The following is a 20,538-nucleotide window of genomic DNA, read 5'->3' as shown; positions in this document are numbered from 1 at the left end:
GTGTGATCATTTCCCTCTTCACACCAACATGACTGTTTAATTTCCTGTTTTCAAATGCGCACAGAAAAGATCTTAAATAATTAGTATTAATCCAAATCGTCACTGTGCGCAGCAATATGAAATTAACGACTACACGGGTTAATTAACACAAAGGCCGCATCTGCGGCCTTCAAATGATGAATGTCAATAACGTGAATATAGTCCGCTACGAGTTAAACGCTCATGAGGACATCATATTTTTCTCTTCATCGCGTAAAGTTAATACTTCATAGCCCGTAGCTGTTACCAAAATAGTATGTTCTGACTGAGCAGAAAGCTTTTTATCACGGGTAACCACCGTCCAACCATCTTTCTTGGTTTTGATCTTCATACCGCCTTGATTGATCATTGGCTCAATAGTAAAGGTCATTCCTTCTTTTAATTCAATACCTTGTCCACGAACACCGTAATGTAAAACTTGAGGATCTTCATGCATCTCTCGGCCTATACCATGGCCACAATATTCACGAACAACACTATAACCATTGATTTGAGCATGATGTTGAATAGCGGCGCCAATATCGCCTAACGTTGCCCCTGGTTTTACCTGTTTAATCCCTTCCCACATGGCATCATAGGTATCTTTTACTAATTTGCGCGCTAGTGGCGATGCTTCAGGCATCACATACATTTTACTCGAATCAGCAATAAAGCCATTTTTCTCCAACGTAATATCAACGTTGATAATATCTTTTGCCTTCAAATGTTCATCAACCTTTGGAACACCATGACAAACGACTTCATTTAATGAGGTGTTTAAAACATACTGATAATCATATTGCCCTTTACTCGCTGGCCTTGCCTGTAACTCATTGACAATATAATCTTCAACCTTGTCATTTATTTCCATGGTGGTAATACCCGGCACAATAAAAGTATCTAACATAGCAAATACTTTGGCTAATAAGCGCCCCGACTCACGCATCAATTCAATTTCTTCAGCTGTTTTGATTGTGATATTACTCATGGTACTTCCCTTTATCGTTAATAGACTCTTCTTCTGACGTGTGACTTAATAACAGCGCAATGCTATATACACGCTAAAATAATACACCGCGCACTAAACCATATCCCATACAAAGAGATAATGATAGATAATCAGCACAAACGAGATATTCACAGACTTATTTGCCCTATATTTTTTAACATTAATTCCTAACTTAAATCTGACGTCAAAGTATTATTGATTATTATGATGTATGCTCCTGATCGTGAGTTACTCTAGAATTCCTTATCGTTTGAACATTTTTATCTTCATGGTCTGGTTAGTTTTTAAAACACGATTGACGATTGTTCGGAGAACAATATGTATAAGAAAATTTTAGTTCCTATTGATATTACTGAAAAAAGTTTGGCTAATATGGTCCTTCCTCACATTAGATACCTTTCAGAGGAAGAAAGTGCTCATATTCATTTTTTAGCAATCATCCCAACTGTACCTTTTTATACCTCAATGGGCTTCGGTTTTGCAGAAAAAGCAGACAGTGAAAATGACAAAGTAACCAAACAATTAGTTGATATAATTAAAGAATTTAATTTGCCCAAAGAGAAGTTTACTGCCCAAGTGATCATGGGAACACCGAGAGATGAAATTTTACGTATCGCTGATGATATTCAAGCAGACCTAATTGTTATTGGTTCAAGACGACCTGGAGTATCGACATATTTTCTTGGTTCAACAGCTTCAATGATCATCCAAAACTCTAAAATTTCTGTTTTAACTGTACGTTAAAAGAGCAACCCACTTCGGTGGGTTTTTTAGAAACTTACTGTAACAATTTGTCATATATAATGATTACCCATTTCCTTGCATAAAAAATGCTGAAAAAGATCTCAATCTAGACTGCATTGCCAATCTTAAAAGAAAAAGTATAAAAAATATTAACTAAGCCATTTTTGAGTGCTTCATTAGAAATATCGAGTGAAATAGCGTAAATGGCCTATTTTCCCCTTCCCCTCTAACGCAATAATTCATTTCTTGTTTCTTATATGAAACTAAAACTAATCATAATCTAGACACACTGCACATTTTAAAACAATCATTTTACATGATGATAACAATTGATTGACTGTTTATCATCCAACCAATTAGTCTGGTTTTAAATAATAAACAATGTTTTATATATGAAACAAAATTATTTGGCTGTAGAGAGAGGAAACAAGATGAGTTGGATAGCGGTATGTGATGTCTCGCAAGTACAAGAGGAATTTCCTTATTCAGCACGTGTCAAGGATACCGAAATCGGCATTTTTCTCGTGGAAGAAAAATATTATGCCATGGAGGATGTTTGCCCACACGCTTATGCCTTACTCAGCCAAGGCTTTGTTGAAGATGGCAAAGTCGAGTGCCCACTCCACGAAGCCGTGTTTGATATACGAACAGGTAAGTGTCTACGTGAGCCAGGAGGCCGTGATTTGAAAACATACCAAACACGTGTTGTTGAAAACCGAATCGAAATCAGTTTGATTGAGGAGTAGATATGGATCCAATACAAAATTTTAACCCCTTCTTACCGGCTAATCATCAAATTATCCCAGCAAGAGAAGGCGGTAAAGGTCATATTCAATCACCCGGTACTGCACCTAATGTCGTTTGGCAAACTCGCTCACGTATTCCCGATGAGTACGAAGTCTCACTAATAGCGATGTTAGAAACGTTATTTGCATCGGGTGTTGAAACCCTTGAACAAATCATTGATGAATTAAATCAAAAACAGCTATTTGGCCGACAAGGTCAACAATGGAATGAAGCCAGTTTTCGCGAATTTCTCCAAGTAAATGGGTATTAATTCACTGCTATCTACTCTGCATATTCGCAGTGAGACTAGGAACAGACTCAAGATGTGACTAGAACACATAAACACTGCAACTTGAAATATCACAAGTAGTTAACAGAAATAATAATAACGAATAATACCGCCAATAACAGGAAGCAAATTATGACAACCAAAACACAACTTCAAAACTATCAAGATTACTTAGATGTTGGATTACGAGGCCAGTGGTATCCCGTTTTATCGAGCTGGGAAGTCACTAGCAACCCGATTGGCATCACCCGCCTCGAAGAACAAATTGTTTTATGGCGTGATGATAAAGGGCAAATTCATGCCTTAGAAGATCGCTGCCCACACCGTGGAGCGCGGTTATCTATGGGCTGGAATCTAGGTGAACGCATTGCTTGTTGGTATCACGGTGTTGAAGTTGGTGGTGATGGTATTGTCAAAGATGTTCCTGCGGTTAGTCAATGCCCGCTTGAAGGACAAAAATGCTTAAAAACCTACCCGGTTCAAGAATTGCATGGCGCCATTTTTCTCTACTTTGCCATTGAAGATGAAGTACCGCCATCACTTGAGTTTCCTGAAGAGTTAGCTGATAGCGAAAATCATAGCAATTTCTTATGTACTGCGACATGGCATTGCAACTATCAATATGCACTTGAAAATGTCATGGATCCAATGCATGGCACCTATTTGCATTCATCTTCTCACTCCATGGCGGATGGGGATAAACAATCAGAAATGATCTTAGAGCCAACTGAAAATGGATTTATTTTCCGTAAAAATGACCAAGTCGGCGTCAACTTTGACTGGGTAGAATTTGCTAGCACAGGCGCTAATTGGCTCCGTTTATCGATTCCTTATCAAAAGCGTTTTGGACCAGGTGGACACTTCTGGATCATCGGTATGGTGGTTCCTGAAGATAGATTTAATACCCGAGTCTTCTTTTGGCGTATCCGTAAGGTCAAAGATTGGCAACGCGACCTGTGGCGCTTTATGTACCGCAATCGCTTAGAAGGCTTGCACTGGGATGTACTTGAGCAAGATCGCCTCATTTTAGAAAACATGGCACCAAATGCTCGTCAACAAGAATTCCTTTATCAACATGATGTTGGTTTATCACGTCTACGCCGTATTATGCAGCGCGAGGCCAAAAAGCAATTTGACCAAATCTACAACAAGGAAGTCTCAAATGCATGATTTACTGGCGGGGAAACGTATTGTTATTACGGGTGCGGCGAGAGGCTTAGGGTTTAGTTTCGCCCAAGCGATTGCCCAACAAGGCGCCCATGTTGTGTTGTGTGACATCCTAAAGGAGCGTTTACAGCAGAGCGTCATGCAACTACAACAAGCAGATTTAACCGCCGAAGGTCATCACTTAGATATCGCCGATCCTGAGGCAATAGAACGTGTTTTTCAATTGATCGGACAGCAAGGGGCTATTGATGGCTTAGTGAATAATGCCGCACTTGCGACAGGGGTTGGTGGTAAGACATTAGACGAATATGACCTCGACCTTTGGGATCGCGTGATGACCGTTAATGTAAAAGGTACTTGGCTGGTTACTAAGGCGGCGCTGCCCTATTTACGTCAAAGTCAGCAAGGCAAAATTGTCAATATTGCCTCGGATACCGCTCTTTGGGGCGCACCAAAACTGATGGCTTATGTCGCTAGCAAAGGAGCAATTATTAGTATGACCCGTTCTATGGCGCGTGAGCTTGGCGCACAAAAGATCTGCGTCAATGCTATCGCTCCGGGTCTAACCAAAGTTGAAGCGACAGAATACGTTCCCGCAGAACGCCATCAACTCTATGAGAATGGACGAGCACTGCAAGGAGAGCAACAGCCTGAAGATGTCACAGGCACTGTTTTATATTTGCTTTCACCAATGGCTAATTTCGTGACAGGACAATTGATCCCAGTTAATGGCGGGTTTGTATTTAACTAATCACACCGCTGATGCGGGGAGGTTAAGATTTTGAGTTCAACATGCAAATATTTGATCCCCGGTTTAGAAAAAGGGTTGCAACTTTTATTACTCCTTGCACAGCAACACCGCGAACTGACTTTCGCAGAAATTTTACGTTTAGTTGATATGCCAAAAGCTACAGCCTATCGCGCTATACAAACATTGGTTCATTTGGATTTTATCGAGCAGCACCCAAGAACCGGCGCCTTCTCCCTAGGTCGCAAAGTGCTTAGCCTAGGCTTAGGCTATATCGCCTCGCTCGATCTCACTCAATTAGGGCAACCTATCATCGAGCAATTACGCGATCGCAGTCAGTGCAATAGCCACCTTGTAATACGCGACGGTAGAGACATTATTTATATTGCCAGAGTCAGTGGAGCCGAATCAAAAATTAACCATGTTACCGTTGGAACACGTTTACTGGCACATCGGACATCCCTTGGACGTATGTTACTGAGTGGATTAAGTCGCGCCGAATTTGATGAATTGTATCCAGATGATGAACTTCCTGATGACGCCGGCAGTAAACAGGTTTTTTGGAATATGATCCAAGCAGACCGCTTACGCGGCTATGTCATCGGGGAATCATTCTATCGACGAGGAATTTCTTCTATTGTTTATCCTGTGTACAACCGAGACAGCGGTGTCGAAGCCGTCATTAGCATTATGATGCCAATGGATAGTATCCCAGCCCAAGAACGACAGCGATTACAAAATGAAGTTAGAAGTGCAGCGCAAAAACTTACCGAGTTTCTTGGTGGCATGACATCCATGAAAGCGATATAGCACGAATAATGCGCTGAAGAGTTCGGGGTGTCGCTAGCGACGAAATTAGCGTAACCGCCGAATCTAAACAAACAGCGCTGCAACTTAACGTTGCATAAGTTTAACGAAATAACACCAAACATTAGGTTTATTGCCATAAACCAGCGGCCTTTGCTTGCCCAAAATCTAGATCGGCAATAAACCAATATCATATAGAGGGTCAAATTATGTCAGTCATTGGTATTGAAAAATTAGAGTTTGGGGTCGACGACATTGCGGCTTGCCAGCAATTTTTACAGGATTTTGGTTTACACAAATCCTCCAGTAACCCATCTCATTTCACCACATTATCGGGGGCTAGCATCACGGTTTCCGCTATTGACGACCCTCACCTACCCGCTGCATTTGAATCAGGCTCAACCTTGCGGCGTATTACTTGGGGTGTCAAAGATGCCTCAGAGCTTGAACAGATCATCAAACAAATCGCCGATTGTCCCCAATTCAAACGCACAGAGAATGGTGCTGAATGTCTGGATCCAAACAATATGACAGTCGCGTTTACTATTACACAGCAACAGCCCGTTGATGTTGAAATTTCCCCTATTAATCAGTGGGGAGATATTCGCCGTATTGATGCACCGAGTCCTGTTTACGATAAAGCAACCCCAATTAATATCGGTCACGTGGTGTTTTTCGTTGATGATTTACCAACAACAGAAGCTTTTTACTGTCAAAAGCTCGGTTTTCAAGTTTCCGATCGTTATATCGATCGCGCTGTTTTCTTGCGCACTCAAATCAATGGCTGCCATCACAATCTCTTTTTACTCAAGCTGCCACACCGAGGACGCGGCCTCAATCATGTCGCCTTTACCGTCCGTGATATCCATGAAGTCATTGGTGGGGGTCTGGCAATGAACCGCCAGCACTGGAGTACATTTATCGGCCCAGGCCGCCACCCAATATCATCTGCTTACTTTTGGTATGTCAACAGCCCAACAGGTGGCGCCTTTGAATATTACACCAATGACGACTATTTAACTGAAAAATGGCAACCACGTGAACTCGAACACTCTCTAGTTTCTTTTACTGAATGGGCTGTCGAGGGAGGTATCGACCACGAAACTCGCCGCCAAGTCAAAAAAGAGAAGGAGTGATGTCATGACACAGGTAATCAATGGTGGAATTGTCATTATTGGCGGAGGCCAAGCTGGCGGCTGGGCAGCCAAAACCTTAAGAGATGAAGGTTACCAAGGTACTTTATCTGTGATCAGCGATGAAGCGCATGATTTCTATGAACGACCACCGTTATCCAAGGCCGCTCTTAAACAAGCCGATTTCTCGCTATCACGTTTATTTAGTGAAGAAGACACTGCGGCATTGAACATCACATGGTATCGACCACTTCGAGCAACCGCGATTGATGCTCAGCACAAACAAGTTCTACTCAGTGATGGGCGTGCTATTTCATTTGATAAACTCTTAATTGCTACCGGTGGACGGGCTCGTTACCTCTCTTCAGATTGGCAATCACATCCACGTGTTTTCACATTACGTTCATGGGATGATGCGCAACATTTACGTGAAGCCATGCTTAAGGCAAACAATATTGCCATTATTGGTGGTGGTTGGATCGGCTTAGAAGTAGCAGCTTCTGCACGTCAAATGGGGCTTGACGTCACTGTATTTGAACGCCAAACACGTCTATGCCAACGTAGCGTTCCTGCTTCAGTTTCTGATGCTTTAATGCAGCGTCACCAGCAAGCAGGCGTTAATATCATTACAGATTGTGGCGATATCAGCCTTGATGAAACCACTGACTCGTTATCAATAAGCTGTGATAAACAAGCCAGCCAATGTTTCGATATTGCTGTTATGGGGATTGGGGTAGAACTCAATCTAGAATTAGCTTCTGAAGCAGGTCTTGAATTAGCCCATGGCATTGTGATTAACGGTCAAGGGCAAACCTCACACCCCGATATCTATGCAGCTGGTGATGTGGCTTGTCATCCTACATTATCACTGTGTTTACAATCTTGGGCGTATGCACAAAACCAAGCCATCTCAACAGCAAAAGCGATGCTTAATGCACACAGTGAGCCGTTTAGTGATCTCGCTTGGCTGTGGTCGGATCAATATCAAGACAATATCCAAATACTTGGCATACCTACGGCTGAAGCGACTCAACATATTCAACGTATCACCCCCAATTCTGAAATTTATTTCTCGCTAAATCAAAACAATGAGTTGATCCAGATGGTGTCATTCAATGATGCCAGAGCCATTAAATTGGGTAAGAGATGGATGCAAAACAACCGTAAGCTATCACCGACAGAGCTTGCAGATCCTAATTTTTCACTGATGTCGCTGAAATAAACAAGCGAGTAGGAGAAACACCATGGCAAACCAACAAGTTTCTGTTTCCTCAGTGACTAACGAGTTAGAAACACAACAAGAAGAAAAAGTGAATTGGTTTATTCCAATTGGATTATTTTCTTGTGTACTGCTCGCCTTTTTTGACAAAATTAGTATCGCAGCACTGTTCTCTGATGAACAATTTCAAAAAGCACTAGGCATTGATTTTGATCCAACTCGCCTTGGTTTATTAATGAGCGCCTTTCTTTTTGCTTATGGTATTTCGTCCATGGTGCTCAGTGGTATCGGTGATAAATTTCACCCAACCAAAATGCTACTTTTCATGGTAAGTAGTTGGTGCTTTTTAATGATTTTTATGGGATTCACCCATCATTATGGCACTATGGTTTTTCTACGCATCCTACTTGGGATCGCTGAAGGCCCATTATTAGCTATCTCTTACGCTATCGTTCGCCGAACATTTCCACAAAAAATGCAAGCCAGAGCAACGATGCTTTGGTTACTCGGCACCCCGCTTGGGGCTGCGCTTGGCTTCCCTATTTCACTGTATTTACTTCATAACTTCGGTTGGCAAAGTACCTTTTTTGTCATGGCGGCTTTTACTGTGCCTGTTTGGTGGCTGATTATCATCGGTATACGCCATCCTAATTTAAGTCATAAACAAAACAAAAATGCGAATGGCCAAGTTTCCCCCCATGAAATTGCTGAAACGAAATTACAGCGCAACATTTTGCTACGTAATAGCCATTTTTGGATCATTTGCTTATTTAACATCGCCTTCTTAATTTACCTGTGGGGGATGAATGGTTGGTTGCCAAGTTACTTAATTAAAGGCAAATCCATCAATTTAGAGCATGCAGGGATCCTCTCATCACTGCCCTTTATTGCCATGTTATTCGGTGAAGCCATCGGGGCTTGGCTTTCAGATCGCTACGATCGTCGTGCACTCGTTTGCTTTATCTCATTGCTGGGTGCAGTGGCTGGGCTAGCAGGCGTATTACTCCTTGATAATACCTACAGCATTATTTTGATGATGGCATTCAGTATGTTTATGTGGGGCGCAGGCGCACCGAATATTTTTGCCTTGCTTGCTAAAGCAACACAAAAACAAGTCAGTGCACTAGCTGGCGGTATCTTCAATGGACTAGGCAATCTTGCCGGTGCAGCAGCTCCACTGCTCATGGGCGTATTGATCACCATCACTCATGATATGGATAGCGGACTATTATTTATCGTTATTATCGGTTTAATCGGCAGCTTACTACTGCTGCCTCTTATTAAGAAATATTGATTAGAGACTCAATGTTAGGAGATCGCACTATGTCACAACAACAGAATCAAATAAAACCACAAGGCGTTGAAATCGCTGATTGGGTGGAATCACGCATCGCACGTTTTGAAGGTCGTAAATATGATTGGAACGCGCTGAAATTTCAGGCCGATTTTGACCCTAAATACCGTCGAGCACAAATGCGCTATATCGGTACTGGAGCTACAGGTGTCGCTAATGATGCAAACACCGTACCTGCTGAAAACTTTACCTTTTCTACTATGGTACTACCGGCAAAATGTGAAGGTCCTCTGCATTTACACCCAGATGTTGAAGAAGTATTTTTCATGCTCAAAGGTACCATCACCTTATTTATTAAAGACGGCGACGAAGAATATGAAACCGTGCTAAAAGAGCGCGATCTGATTTCTGTACCCGCCGGTATTTATCGTGGCCTATTCAACCATGGTGAAGAAGAAGCGCTCATGTGTGTGATGATCGGTACACCAAAACCAGCTATTCCGACTTACCCAGAAGATCATCCTTTATCAAAAGTCAAACGTGGTTAAGAGGAGAAATCAGTGATGAAACTGCCAAGTGAACAATTACCTGTGATCCAATCTGCCCATTTCGGTCAGTATTTTTTAAATTGGCGTGAAGCAGGCAATGGTGATGCCATCATTCTACTTCATGGTATCAGCTCAGGGTCAGCTTCATGGGTTTATCAATTGGCAGACTCATCACTGACACAACATTATCGACTCATCGCATGGGATGCTCCGGGTTACCTTAAAAGCCAAGCTCTCGCTACTGAGCACCCAACGGCAATAGACTACGCAGATGCATTAGCCGCTTTTATCGATGGCTTGGCGCTAAATTCAGTGGTTCTTGTAGGCCATTCACTAGGCGCATTAATGGCAAGTGCATTTGCTGCAAAATACCCACATAAGGTAACAAGCTTATTTTTAGCAAATCCTGCGCAAGGCTACGCAACAAAAAGTCCCACAGAGCAACAGCAAATTTACCAGCAACGCAAAGACATTGTGTTTAACTCAGGTATTAAAAAATATGCACAACAACGCGCTGCTGCATTACTCAGCCCAACAGCAACCAAGCAACAAATTGATTGGGTAAGGCAAACCATGAGTCAACTCAACCCTGATGGCTTTCTAGCGGCAGCATGGATGTTAGCGCACGATGACATAGGGCGTTATCTCGATACCTTTTCAGGAGCGGTGCAAATGGCTGTCGGTCTCGACGATACCATCACACCACCTGAAAAAGTACAACAGTTAGCGCAACAAAAAGGCTGCCCGTTGAATTATCTCGAACAAGCAGGCCATGCTAGCTATCTCGACGCATCTCAACAATTTAATCGTTACCTGACACAATTTTTGGCATCCCATGCCGCAGTAGAAGTTTGATTAAGGAATAGCGCTATGAATTTACAGTTAGAAAATCGTGTTGCCGTTGTCACAGGAGGCAGTTCAGGAATTGGCCTCGCGACCGTTAAACTGCTGTTAGAAGAAGGATGCAAAGTTGCTTTCTGCGGTAGAGATAAACACAAATTAGCGCAGACATGCCAGTCATTACAGACGCTCTATCCTCAAGGCGAACTTTTGGCGGTGAGTTGTGATGTTTTGGACAAACAACAAACCGAAGATTTTGCTAAACAAGTTCAATCCCACTTTGGGCAAGTCGATGTATTAATTAATAATGCAGGGCAAGGCTATGTCGCCAGTTACGCTGATACTCCCGAAACGGCTTGGTTACACGAGGCACAACTGAAATTATTCGGTGTTATCAATCCTGTAAATGCATTTATGTCACAGCTAGAGCAATCTGATATTGCCTCTATTACCTGTGTCAATTCGTTATTAGCTTTACAACCCGAGCAGCATATGGTCGCCACTTCCGCGGCACGAGCTGCATTATTGAATTTAACCTTAAATCTATCAAAAACCTTATTACCAAAAGGGATCCGTGTTAATTCAATTTTATTGGGTATGGTGGAATCTGAACAATGGCGCCGCCGTTTTGAAAATCGCAACGATAAAAATCTGGATTGGGACAGCTGGATTGGTGCGATTGCTCAAAAAAGAGGCATACCGATGCAACGCCTTGGTAAACCCGAAGAACCCGCACGTGCATTGGTCTTTTTAGCTTCACCAATGGCGTCATTTACTTCAGGGGCAGCAATTGATGTCTCTGGCGGCTTCAGCCATCACATTTAAAGGAACGATGATGATGAAAACATTGATGCTTATAGGATATGGCGCTATGGCCAATGAGGTCATTAATCGACTACCAGCAGGGATTGAATTACGTTGGGTGGTCGCTCGCGAGCCTCATCATAACGAAATCAAACAACGTTTTAATAACCGAGTGACACCACTAATCTGCCCATCACAGGCAGATCAAAAACCCGATTTGGTTTTAGAATGTGCTAGCCAACAGGCCGTCAAACAATATGCCGCCATGATCTTAGAAAAAGGCTGGACATTTGCAGTGATCTCGACAGGGGCGCTCGCTGATGCACAATTTGCAGATAGCCTAAATCAGCACTCCCATCAAGGCACTTTCATTCCATTATCGGGCGCTGTAGCAGGGTTAGATGGCTTACGCTGTGCGAAACAAGCCAATATTAACCAAGTCACTTATCTTTCCCGTAAAAGTCCTGCAAGTTGGCGAAATGGCCCTGCGGAACAATACATTGACCTCAATAGCGTTACGGAACCTACGGTGTTCTTCCGTGGTTCAGCACGTGATGCCGCACTTAAATTTCCAGCCAATGCCAACGTCGCAGCGACCGTTGCTCTGTATGGCGTTGGTATGGATCAAACCAAAGTGGAGTTGATGGTTGACCCAACCACCAGTAAAAACAGCCACCACATTGATGTTACAGGGGATTTTGGGCATTTCTCCATTGAACTTAATGGTAATCCTTTGCCATCAAACCCGAAAACTTCGCTGTTATCTGCTTTAAGTGCTGTTGAAATTTGCCAACGCATTGCACAGCACGATGCCATTATCTGACAGGAGAAAAACCATGAAAAAGCTTGATATATTTGTCGGAGGGAAATGGCAGCAAGGCCGTGGTAACGAAATGCACTCCCGTTTCCCTGGTGATCAACATATTGTTGCCACACTCAATAGCGCTAACCTTGAAGATGTTGAAGATGCCGTGCTCGCTGCTGACAAGGCGTGGCGTGCGCCGAGTTGGCGTACACAACCGTCCCACCAGCGAGCCACTATTTTGCTAAAAGTCAGTGCACTAATTGAAGAACGCATTGACGAACTCACACATTTACAAACCCTTGATAATGGCAAACCTTGGGCAGAAGCACGTGGTTTAGTCATGAGTGCTGCTGCTACCGCACGCTACTTTGCAGCCGTTTGTGAAGTCAGTGGTGGTGAACTCCCACCACGTCGCCAATCCGATATGATGACATTGAGCACTTATCAGCCTGTTGGTGTAATAGCGGCAATTACGCCATGGAACTCTCCGATTGCTAGCGATATGCAAAAAATTGCCCCTGCCATTGCCGCAGGTAATGCCGTGATTTTAAAACCAGCAGAAGCGACCCCACTGATCTCACTAAAACTCGCAGAATTGTTCGAACAAGCGGGCCTTCCAGCTGGATTGCTGAGTGTATTACCGGGCAAAGGCTCTATTGTAGGCGATGCGCTGGTTCGTCATCCATTAGTCAGAAAAATTTCATTTACGGGTGGCACAAACACCGGTCGTCAACTTGCGCATATTGCAGCTGACAAATTGATCACAACGTCACTTGAACTCGGAGGCAAATCGCCGACTATCGTCCTAGAAGATGCCGATATTGAACTGGCGGCACACGGCGTTTGTTATGGTATTTTCAGCTCTATGGGGCAAGCTTGTATTGCGGGCTCACGGCTATTTGTGGCAAAAGCCATCTATAAACCGTTTATGGAACGATTAACCGCCCTTACCCAACAGCTGATTATTGGCGATCCACGTCAAGAGCGTGTACATATCGGCCCATTAATTACCCCTGCCCACCGAGAAAGCGTGATCCGCTATGTCACTCAAGCTATTAACGAAGGCGGCACAATTCGCCTTGGTGGTGAAATACCCAGTGACCCGAGTTTACAAGAAGGTAACTATTACCAGCCAACCATCATTGAAGGTTTGACTAACCAAGCCTCTGTCTGCCAAGAAGAAATTTTTGGCCCTGTTCTCGTCGTTATTCCATTTGATGATGAAGCTGAACTTATTGATGAAGCGAATGATTCTATTTATGGACTCGCGGCGGGTATTTGGACAAAAGACTATACACGTGCATTTAAACTCGCTGACGCATTAGACGTTGGCACTGTTTGGATCAATACCTACAAAGTTTTCTCCATTTCAACACCTTTTGGCGGTTTTAAAGAGAGCGGACTCGGTAGAGAAAAAGGCATTGAGAGCCTTAAAGCCTATATGCAGCAAAAAAGTATTTTTCTGGCATTAAACCCACAACCAAACCGTTGGTGTGAATAAATGACCACCGATACGCTTTCGGTGAGTTATCGAATTCTAAAGGAGAACACTATGTATGAGACAATCACGGTTGGCGAGGCTATCGCCAGAACGTTAGAACAATATCAAGTCAGTACCGTGTATGGCGTTATTTCAATTCACAACCTCCCGATTGCCGATGCTATCGGTCGTCGCGGCATCATTGATTTTACCCCAAGTCGTGGTGAGGCTGGCGCAGTGACGATGGCTGATGCTCACAGTCGATTTACCGGTTTAGGTGTTGCTCTGACCAGTACTGGCGCAGGTGCAGGCAATGCTATTGGTTCAATGATAGAAGCAATGAATGCATGTTCTCCAATGATACATATTACTGGGCAGGTTGAAAAAGCTTACCTCGATATGGATGCGGGTTTTATCCATGAAACTCGTGACCAACTCGGCTTCTTGAGAGCAAGTTCAAAACAAGCCTTTCGCGTGCATACTGCGGAGCAGGCCATCGCCGTTTTACATAAAGCCATTCAAGTCGCACAAACCGTACCTTGTGGCCCAGTATCTATCGAAATTCCAATCGATATTCAAAACACGCAAGTGCCATTATCTATTTTAAGCGCCCCACTCGCACCATCGACGCTTCCTAGTGCCACCCTAGAGCAAGTTGAAGCTATTTGGCAAAAACTACAACATGCACAACGGCCTTTACTGTGGATTGGTGGCGGAGCATTACAATCAAGCCAAGCGGTTAAGCGACTCGCTGATTTAGGTATTGCTGTCATTAGCAGTACACATGGGAGAGGCATTCTATCTGACAACCATCCATTTAGTTTACGTGCTTTTCATAATGCAGATTCCATTGATAAATTACTGCGTGATTGTGATATCACACTGGTTGCAGGCTCTCGACTACGGAGTAACGAAACAAAAACATGGTCGCTCCCTCTACCACAACCTTTGATTCAAATTGATATCGACCCACTGGCAGCAAATCGTAACTACAGCGCTGATTTAGTTATCACTGCGGATTGTGCTCAGATATTAAGTGGATTAGCCGATAAATTAGAACAAACACATTTTTCTGCACCTTCACAGTGGCAACAACGCGTACAAACAGCGGTGCAGCAGGCAGAAACGCAATTGCGAGAACAATGTGGTTCTTATAGCCAATTAAGTGATGCTGTTGAACACGTTCTCCCTAGCGAAGGCATTTTTGTTCGTGATATTACTGTTTCAGGCAGTCTGTGGGGAAGCCGATTATTAAAAGCTACTCAACCAATGCATAATATACATTCATTAGCTGGAGCTATCGGTTTAGGTTTAGCAATGTCAATTGGCACTGCCAAAGCAAATCCCAACGTTCCTGTTATTGGCTTAGTCGGTGACGGCGGGCTAATGCTTGGCATTGGTGAATTAGCCACCATGGCTCAAGAGCAGTTACCTATTGTGCTGATCATTATGAATGACCATGGATATGGTGTTATGCGAGGTATTCAGGATAAATATTTTTCAGGTCGACAATACTATAATGAATTGCTTACGCCATCGTTTAGCAAACTTGCAGCATCAATGGGAATTCATGCGTTAACTATTGATAGAGCAGAAGAGTTCCAACCAACGCTTCAACAAGCAATTGAGCTAAAGCAGCCAGTGGTCGTCGAAGTTCTAATGAAAAACATTGGTACGATGAATTTCTCCGGTCCACCGCAGAAGAAATTATTCTAAAACTTAATGATATCCGCATTAGAGTGAGAACAACTCACTCTAATGATTGACCGCCTTCATTCCCTATTTTCTATCCTCAATATTGCCTTATTACACTTGCTTACTTAACTTATATTCATTTGTTCAAACAAATTGCTATACTTGCCGCTCGCCATATTTTAGGAAAGAGTACTTATTAATATCAGTACCTACTACTTAAGGAACAATAATGAAAAAATATTTATTACCTATTAGTCTTGCGGTCAATGTGATACTTCTTGCTTCGATTATTTTTTTAGGTGTTAAGTTGTTTAATATAAAGAATAAAATCGATCAGACGATTGAGCAGGTAAAAAGTGGGCAATATTCGCAGTTGATTAAGGATAATACGGGAAGTTTAGTCCCTGAAGGATTAAAAAACTTTAATAAAATTGAAGTTTCAGACAATAAATGTGACTATTTTGACCAAAAATTTGCTATATTGATAAATTACCTAGAAGAAAACCCTACTATCCCCGGTTCAAATGCCTATGTTAAGCAATTGAATAAACTCAAAATCACCGTTGAAAAATCCCCTTCAGCACTCAAAGAGACGGCTTGTGATAAAGGTATATCCTCCATTAATTATATTGGCGAAAAACTATCAACAATAAATTAATTACAAATTGATAATTCACTATTGCTATTTTTGCTTCCAAAAATAAAAGCCCCGTTTACACGAGGCTTTTATTCAAATTTGTACAGCGCTTAGACGCTGTTGCAACTTTAGCTTACAGTGGGATCACATTAGCTGCTGCTGGGCCTTTTGCGCCATTCTCGATAGAGAAAGACACTTCTTGACCTTCGTTCAGGCTTTTGAAGCTGTTGCTTTGGATTGCAGAGAAGTGTACGAATACATCTTTGCTACCATCTTTTGGAGAGATAAAGCCAAAACCTTTATCATTGTTGAACCATTTTACTGTACCAGTCATTGTATTAGACATGTTATTTCCTTTAAATTTATTAAATTGCCATAAGGCGGGGTAAGGTTTGTTCTTTGTACGTACTTATGGGAATTAAATTAGAAGGAATTCACAATGAAGGTATCATGGATAACACTTAATAGGGAACTGCTTTAACTTGTCTTTCATAAATAAATGGGTACTACCAAACCAGCCGCGCTATTAACGCATACAATGATTATGATAGCAAACTTTATTTTAAATCTGCCCCTAGAATTAATCACAATATGAATGAAAAACCTGAACCATCACAAGTATGATTGACTTAATATCCCCCAAAAACACAGTACAATGCCATAGTTCAATATAATAAAGACTACATTATCGTCTTCCCCCCTATTCTACTGAAATTTAATTTCAAATGACACTTGTGACTTAAATCCTTCAGGTGGCACACCAACAGAGCGACTTTTTGCAACGGCCGCCAATGCCGCATTATCTAACAATTCATGACCCGAACTAGTGATAACGCGGGCAGAGGTAAACTCACCTGTTATTGTGAGGTTAAAAACAACTTCAGTGGTACCACGAATTTTCATACTACTGGCTCTTCGAGGATATTGTTTATTGCGCTCAATTTCTCGACGCAATTTTTCACGGTAAGCGCTTAATTCCCCGCTATCTTCCATAATTGAAAAACCTTGAACTGGCTTACCCATTGCCCCCATCGCTTGAGAGGATGCATTTTCACCATTTTGTGACATCAATGGCTGTGGCTGAGCAGCCGTCTTTTCTGTTTCATAGTCTGTTTTTTCCCGCTGTTCTGTATTTTCTTTTGATACCACCATTTTATTACTTTCTTTAGTCGCTGGCTTACGTTCCGTTTTTTTTTCCTTTTTAGGCACAATGATTTTTGCTGTTTCGACAATGGCTGGAGATACCGGTAAATCATGTTGAACAATCGGGGGCTCAATCTTTGTTTCAGGTAACTTTGCTTGTTCTATCGCCTGTGACAATGCAATAGACACCACCGGCGATCCAATATCCGCCCGATGTTGTAAACTGTGTTCTGCGTAAGAACGATTAATCAAATTAGCAATAATCACTGAATGCAGTAATAACGAAACAGATACGGTCAAAAATGGTATTTTTTTCATCATATTCGAATCAGCCCTCTTAAACATTAATTAAGAGGGCTACTGGATTTAAAAGTGGCTAGTGAAATTAAGTCTGAATGTCCGACCTGGAGCTGGCATCATAGTACGTGTCAGTGGATCCAAATAATATTCATCAAAAACATTAGTCGCTAATAATTCCATGCTAATGTCTTTAGCAATTTGATAACTCATATAAGCATCTGCAACGAATACTGGATTCCAACGCATCGGGCTATTATTAAGCGGTGCGTAATGGGCAGGATATTTCCCCATCATCTCTTTTTCATCACTGTTTTCTGCACCACTGTGATAACGCATGCGGCTACCAACTTCTAAGCGTTGATCGAAGAAACGCATACCTAAATTCGCATTAATACTGTATTTAGGTTGCAATTGGGTACGCATAAAACCGCCGGGGAACCCTGCTTCAGCACATGACGATATATTGAATTTATTCATCGGATCTAACATGGCAGCAGAGGCACTATCACAAACCTCATTTTTTAGGCGATAATCAATACCAATGTCACCAAAATAATTGCCATTATCATAACGCGCCTGTAATTCAATGCCCGATGTGATGTGTTTATCTACTTGAGTAAATTTAAGATGGCCATCGCGTTCAAACGAATTCTCAATCGTCGTGTAATAATAATTTATACGTACATCCGCAAAATGCTCCGCACCAAGTAGCTGTTGCAGATTACGCACATAACCAAGCTCCGCTGTTTTACCGCGCTCAGGTTGAAAATTTCGCCATACCGCCGTATTACCAATTATGGATGAGAAACCAATTGTGTCTTCAAAAATACTTGGCATACGAACCGTTTCGGTATAACTGGCATAGATACGATCGTTATCGGTGAGATAAGCGGATGCTGAAAAAGCAGGTGCCCATGCGTGTGCTTTACGTTTTTCTTGTGGTGTAAACTTTTCTTCATCCATTAATTGGCGGATAGTTTCATTATTATTACTAGAAAGTGAATAACTGGGGATATATTGTGGTACCAATTGTCCACTAAATGGATCAATAGCCTCAGCATTCAGATCGAAAGTACCGTTATAAAAAGGATTGGTTTCTTTGGTTAGCTTATTATCACTATCCGGATACCATTTAGCCTTAGAGATTTCATCTATACGAAATACTTCTTGTCCATTTATTTTTTTTAATTCTGATCCACCAAATGCATTCCTGCTTAAATTTAATGCATCCTTAACAAAAAGATCTCGATAATAAGGAGAACGTCGTACATCGTCAAAACGTTTATGTTTACCTTTGGAGTCAATATAAATATGATTAATAATTTTATTATATTCATCAACTGTAACAACTCGAGAAATATCATAACTCTTAGCTAATAACTGATGAGGACGAGCAAAATTAATATCTTTTAACGCACGACGCTTATTAAGTAAATCGTCCTGTGACCAATAACTGGTACGTTGAGCCCCCGCAGTCATATTCAACCAATTCGTAGGACGCCAATTAAAATTAAAGGCAAAGGTATTTTCTTGTCGTTTCCCTTCTCGCGGTAACGCGCCGAATGACTTTACTGTCGCCCCAGCAGATGCATCAAAAACATTATTTTTACTGTTTATTGTTTCATGGGTTAAACTGCCGATAATCGTTAACTCTAAACTGCTGGTTAATTGCATCTTATTCGACAAATCAATTCCTTGCCGATGATTAAGTGAACTAAATTGTTCTCCTAAAACTAATGTGCCATCGATTTTTGAATCTCTTGGGAGAAAACCCCTTTCAAATTCAAGATCACGATTTCGCGGCTCCCTTGGATAAGCCCCCGAAGTATTGCTATTGCTTATAGTTTTAGTTAACCAATAACCTAATTTCATATCAATATAGGGATTGTTTTCAGGCAAAAAGGAATAAGTAGCATAAAAAGCATCTACTTTAAATTTTGCTAATGGCCATTGGGGCACCTTCCCGTTTAAGTCCATCATCGCGACTCTTGATGGCATGATTTCACCGTAATGATTCATGGTTTGAGTATAACCTAGCGAAAGTTTCTGCTGTTCAGATAAAAATAGATTGGTTTTAATTAAATAGGTATCCATTTTGCTGGAAGTATTCATGACCTCCCTGCCTGGGAAATAGACATTGGCAGCAAATGGCATATAGGGATCAAATGATTTCGACTGAGAAGTCAAAATTTCCTCAGTATAGTTTTCAGCGCCTCGCGTTCCTGCAAAATAATTTCCTTGATCACGATAACTGTATGCCGCCATTACATCGAACCGCTCCTGCCTTGTGCCGATTGCCATTCTGACTGCATTATCTCTCAAATTAAAAAAGTTCGCGTCACCACGGGACTTTGCTGTCATTAACAAGGCTGGGTCATTAAATAGTGATGATGTTCTTTTTATTAATTCATCAGACATGCTTTTCAAAATAGCAGGATCATCACGATAATCTGTCCCTGCCTGTAACTGAGCAATTCTTGGCTTGGTCGAATTACTGCTAGTTTCTAACTTTAAATCAAAACCAAATGTATCTTCAGGGGAAACCACGTCATCAATATTGATCGTTCTAATGGCGATTCCACCTCCTACCGACGTTTTTACATCTGGATCTAATGATGCACTTTTATGTACCGTAATGCTGCTGATCATATTGGGATCAACATAGTTACGGTTATTGGCACCGTTATATCCTCTCCATACAGTATGAGCTTGCTCAGTACCATCCACAGTAACAGGAACTCGACCTTGTCCTTGGATCCCTCGAACATTAGGGTCTATCGCCCCACTATTTCGAGCATCACCGCTAAATACCCCAACAGCACTGTTTAATACGTCTGCGGGATTCGTTCCTTTGTAACGCTCAACCAATTCTTTACCGAGGTAAACATTAGATTCATTTTTATCATACTGAGCATCATAACCTTTTTGATCGCGCTGTTTAATGGTTGTTGTTTTATCATTAATAATAATGGTTCCGATATCCTCCTGCTCTTTAGCAAATATCAGATTGGAAATTAAAGCAAACGAGATACCTGTCGCAATATTAATTGCAACTAACTTTTTTATCTTCAT

20 protein-coding genes are annotated in these 20,538 nt (G+C 41.9%); 16 read left to right on the top strand and 4 right to left on the bottom strand.

Translation table 11 applies throughout. The features are described from left to right. Positions 1 to 220: 220 nt before the first annotated feature. On the bottom strand, positions 221 to 1,006 hold the full coding sequence (gene map, locus SC428_RS03630; RefSeq protein WP_318705848.1) for a type I methionyl aminopeptidase: 786 nt from the start codon (positions 1,004 to 1,006) through the stop codon (positions 221 to 223). Between the two features lie 339 nt (positions 1,007 to 1,345). On the opposite strand from map, the gene SC428_RS03625 reads away from it, so the two are divergent. The 16 genes from SC428_RS03625 (at position 1,346) to SC428_RS03550 (ending at position 16,044) form a co-directional block, all read left to right on the top strand. Next, positions 1,346 to 1,771, top strand: coding sequence for a universal stress protein (locus SC428_RS03625; protein ID WP_070925507.1), 426 nt, complete (start codon positions 1,346 to 1,348; stop codon positions 1,769 to 1,771). Between the two features lie 431 nt (positions 1,772 to 2,202). Further along, the gene (locus SC428_RS03620) at positions 2,203 to 2,517 is read left to right on the top strand and encodes a Rieske (2Fe-2S) protein (RefSeq protein ID WP_070925508.1); all 315 of its coding nucleotides are present in this window, start codon (positions 2,203 to 2,205) and stop codon (positions 2,515 to 2,517) included. A gap of 2 nt (positions 2,518 to 2,519) precedes the next feature. Continuing rightward, positions 2,520 to 2,828 carry a recombinase-like helix-turn-helix domain-containing protein gene (locus SC428_RS03615; protein ID WP_318705847.1) on the top strand — a complete coding sequence of 103 codons (309 nt, stop codon included), beginning with the start codon at positions 2,520 to 2,522 and terminating at the stop codon, positions 2,826 to 2,828. A 150-nt stretch (positions 2,829 to 2,978) separates the two neighbouring features. Beyond that, positions 2,979 to 4,016: an aromatic ring-hydroxylating oxygenase subunit alpha gene (locus tag SC428_RS03610; protein WP_140186658.1), complete on the top strand. Its 1,038-nt coding sequence runs from the start codon at positions 2,979 to 2,981 to the stop codon at positions 4,014 to 4,016. Continuing rightward, positions 4,009 to 4,764 carry an SDR family oxidoreductase gene (locus SC428_RS03605; RefSeq protein WP_318705846.1) on the top strand — a complete coding sequence of 252 codons (756 nt, stop codon included), beginning with the start codon at positions 4,009 to 4,011 and terminating at the stop codon, positions 4,762 to 4,764. Before SC428_RS03610 ends, SC428_RS03605 begins: the two co-directional genes overlap by 8 nt. A gap of 30 nt (positions 4,765 to 4,794) precedes the next feature. Further along, positions 4,795 to 5,571, top strand: coding sequence for an IclR family transcriptional regulator (locus SC428_RS03600; RefSeq protein WP_140181379.1), 777 nt, complete (start codon positions 4,795 to 4,797; stop codon positions 5,569 to 5,571). 206 nt (positions 5,572 to 5,777) lie between these two features. Beyond that, positions 5,778 to 6,704 (top strand): VOC family protein, encoded by a 927-nt coding sequence (locus SC428_RS03595; RefSeq protein WP_318705845.1) that lies wholly within the window; start codon positions 5,778 to 5,780, stop codon positions 6,702 to 6,704. Positions 6,705 to 6,708: 4 nt separating this feature from the next. Then, the gene (locus SC428_RS03590) at positions 6,709 to 7,923 is read left to right on the top strand and encodes an NAD(P)/FAD-dependent oxidoreductase (protein WP_318705844.1); all 1,215 of its coding nucleotides are present in this window, start codon (positions 6,709 to 6,711) and stop codon (positions 7,921 to 7,923) included. A gap of 22 nt (positions 7,924 to 7,945) precedes the next feature. Further along, a complete protein-coding gene (locus tag SC428_RS03585) occupies positions 7,946 to 9,214 on the top strand; it encodes an MFS transporter (protein WP_140181383.1) in 1,269 nt (422 codons plus the stop codon). 29 nt (positions 9,215 to 9,243) lie between these two features. After that, the gene (locus SC428_RS03580; RefSeq protein ID WP_070925515.1) at positions 9,244 to 9,762 is read left to right on the top strand and encodes a cupin domain-containing protein; all 519 of its coding nucleotides are present in this window, start codon (positions 9,244 to 9,246) and stop codon (positions 9,760 to 9,762) included. A gap of 15 nt (positions 9,763 to 9,777) precedes the next feature. Then, a complete protein-coding gene (locus SC428_RS03575) occupies positions 9,778 to 10,617 on the top strand; it encodes an alpha/beta hydrolase (RefSeq protein WP_318706161.1) in 840 nt (279 codons plus the stop codon). 15 nt (positions 10,618 to 10,632) lie between these two features. Continuing rightward, positions 10,633 to 11,427 (top strand): SDR family oxidoreductase, encoded by a 795-nt coding sequence (locus SC428_RS03570; RefSeq protein ID WP_318705843.1) that lies wholly within the window; start codon positions 10,633 to 10,635, stop codon positions 11,425 to 11,427. A gap of 13 nt (positions 11,428 to 11,440) precedes the next feature. After that, complete coding sequence (locus SC428_RS03565; RefSeq protein WP_070925537.1) at positions 11,441 to 12,229, top strand: aspartate dehydrogenase; 789 nt, start codon at positions 11,441 to 11,443, stop codon at positions 12,227 to 12,229. A gap of 13 nt (positions 12,230 to 12,242) precedes the next feature. Beyond that, a complete protein-coding gene (locus SC428_RS03560) occupies positions 12,243 to 13,712 on the top strand; it encodes an aldehyde dehydrogenase (RefSeq protein ID WP_318705842.1) in 1,470 nt (489 codons plus the stop codon). Positions 13,713 to 13,763: 51 nt separating this feature from the next. Next, positions 13,764 to 15,407 carry a thiamine pyrophosphate-binding protein gene (locus SC428_RS03555; protein ID WP_140186650.1) on the top strand — a complete coding sequence of 548 codons (1,644 nt, stop codon included), beginning with the start codon at positions 13,764 to 13,766 and terminating at the stop codon, positions 15,405 to 15,407. 208 nt (positions 15,408 to 15,615) lie between these two features. Then, positions 15,616 to 16,044, top strand: coding sequence for a hypothetical protein (locus SC428_RS03550; protein ID WP_140186648.1), 429 nt, complete (start codon positions 15,616 to 15,618; stop codon positions 16,042 to 16,044). 112 nt (positions 16,045 to 16,156) lie between these two features. Here SC428_RS03550 and cspA read toward each other — a convergent pair whose 3' ends face one another. From cspA to SC428_RS03535, 3 genes are all read right to left on the bottom strand, one after another. Then, complete coding sequence (gene cspA, locus SC428_RS03545) at positions 16,157 to 16,369, bottom strand: RNA chaperone/antiterminator CspA (RefSeq protein ID WP_070925520.1); 213 nt, start codon at positions 16,367 to 16,369, stop codon at positions 16,157 to 16,159. 359 nt (positions 16,370 to 16,728) lie between these two features. Beyond that, positions 16,729 to 17,487 (bottom strand): energy transducer TonB, encoded by a 759-nt coding sequence (locus SC428_RS03540; RefSeq protein ID WP_318705841.1) that lies wholly within the window; start codon positions 17,485 to 17,487, stop codon positions 16,729 to 16,731. Positions 17,488 to 17,532: 45 nt separating this feature from the next. Next, complete coding sequence (locus SC428_RS03535) at positions 17,533 to 20,538, bottom strand: TonB-dependent receptor domain-containing protein (RefSeq protein ID WP_318705840.1); 3,006 nt, start codon at positions 20,536 to 20,538, stop codon at positions 17,533 to 17,535.

Origin of the sequence: Providencia sp. 2023EL-00965, from assembly GCF_033550225.1 — a bacterium.
GTDB classification, from domain to species: Bacteria; Pseudomonadota; Gammaproteobacteria; order Enterobacterales; family Enterobacteriaceae; genus Providencia; species Providencia manganoxydans.
The sequence above is the reverse complement of the archived record's forward strand: the minus strand, read 5'-3'. Positions and strand labels throughout refer to the sequence as shown.

Bases quoted from the DNA above. Each gene is read 5' to 3' on its own strand.
- SC428_RS03595 (WP_318705845.1), top strand. From the start codon at position 5,778: ATGTCAGTCATTGGTATTGAAAAATTAGAGTTTGGGGTCGACGACATT.
- cspA (WP_070925520.1), bottom strand. From the start codon at position 16,369: ATGTCTAATACAATGACTGGTACAGTAAAATGGTTCAACAATGATAAA.
- SC428_RS03590 (WP_318705844.1), top strand. From the start codon at position 6,709: ATGACACAGGTAATCAATGGTGGAATTGTCATTATTGGCGGAGGCCAA.
- SC428_RS03585 (WP_140181383.1), top strand. From the start codon at position 7,946: ATGGCAAACCAACAAGTTTCTGTTTCCTCAGTGACTAACGAGTTAGAA.
- SC428_RS03565 (WP_070925537.1), top strand. From the start codon at position 11,441: ATGAAAACATTGATGCTTATAGGATATGGCGCTATGGCCAATGAGGTC.
- SC428_RS03560 (WP_318705842.1), top strand. From the start codon at position 12,243: ATGAAAAAGCTTGATATATTTGTCGGAGGGAAATGGCAGCAAGGCCGT.
- SC428_RS03550 (WP_140186648.1), top strand. From the start codon at position 15,616: ATGAAAAAATATTTATTACCTATTAGTCTTGCGGTCAATGTGATACTT.
- SC428_RS03535 (WP_318705840.1), bottom strand. From the start codon at position 20,538: ATGAAGATAAAAAAGTTAGTTGCAATTAATATTGCGACAGGTATCTCG.
- SC428_RS03615 (WP_318705847.1), top strand. From the start codon at position 2,520: ATGGATCCAATACAAAATTTTAACCCCTTCTTACCGGCTAATCATCAA.
- SC428_RS03575 (WP_318706161.1), top strand. From the start codon at position 9,778: ATGAAACTGCCAAGTGAACAATTACCTGTGATCCAATCTGCCCATTTC.
- SC428_RS03580 (WP_070925515.1), top strand. From the start codon at position 9,244: ATGTCACAACAACAGAATCAAATAAAACCACAAGGCGTTGAAATCGCT.
- SC428_RS03610 (WP_140186658.1), top strand. From the start codon at position 2,979: ATGACAACCAAAACACAACTTCAAAACTATCAAGATTACTTAGATGTT.
- SC428_RS03620 (WP_070925508.1), top strand. From the start codon at position 2,203: ATGAGTTGGATAGCGGTATGTGATGTCTCGCAAGTACAAGAGGAATTT.
- SC428_RS03555 (WP_140186650.1), top strand. From the start codon at position 13,764: ATGTATGAGACAATCACGGTTGGCGAGGCTATCGCCAGAACGTTAGAA.
- SC428_RS03540 (WP_318705841.1), bottom strand. From the start codon at position 17,487: ATGATGAAAAAAATACCATTTTTGACCGTATCTGTTTCGTTATTACTG.
- SC428_RS03605 (WP_318705846.1), top strand. From the start codon at position 4,009: ATGCATGATTTACTGGCGGGGAAACGTATTGTTATTACGGGTGCGGCG.
- SC428_RS03625 (WP_070925507.1), top strand. From the start codon at position 1,346: ATGTATAAGAAAATTTTAGTTCCTATTGATATTACTGAAAAAAGTTTG.
- map (WP_318705848.1), bottom strand. From the start codon at position 1,006: ATGAGTAATATCACAATCAAAACAGCTGAAGAAATTGAATTGATGCGT.
- SC428_RS03570 (WP_318705843.1), top strand. From the start codon at position 10,633: ATGAATTTACAGTTAGAAAATCGTGTTGCCGTTGTCACAGGAGGCAGT.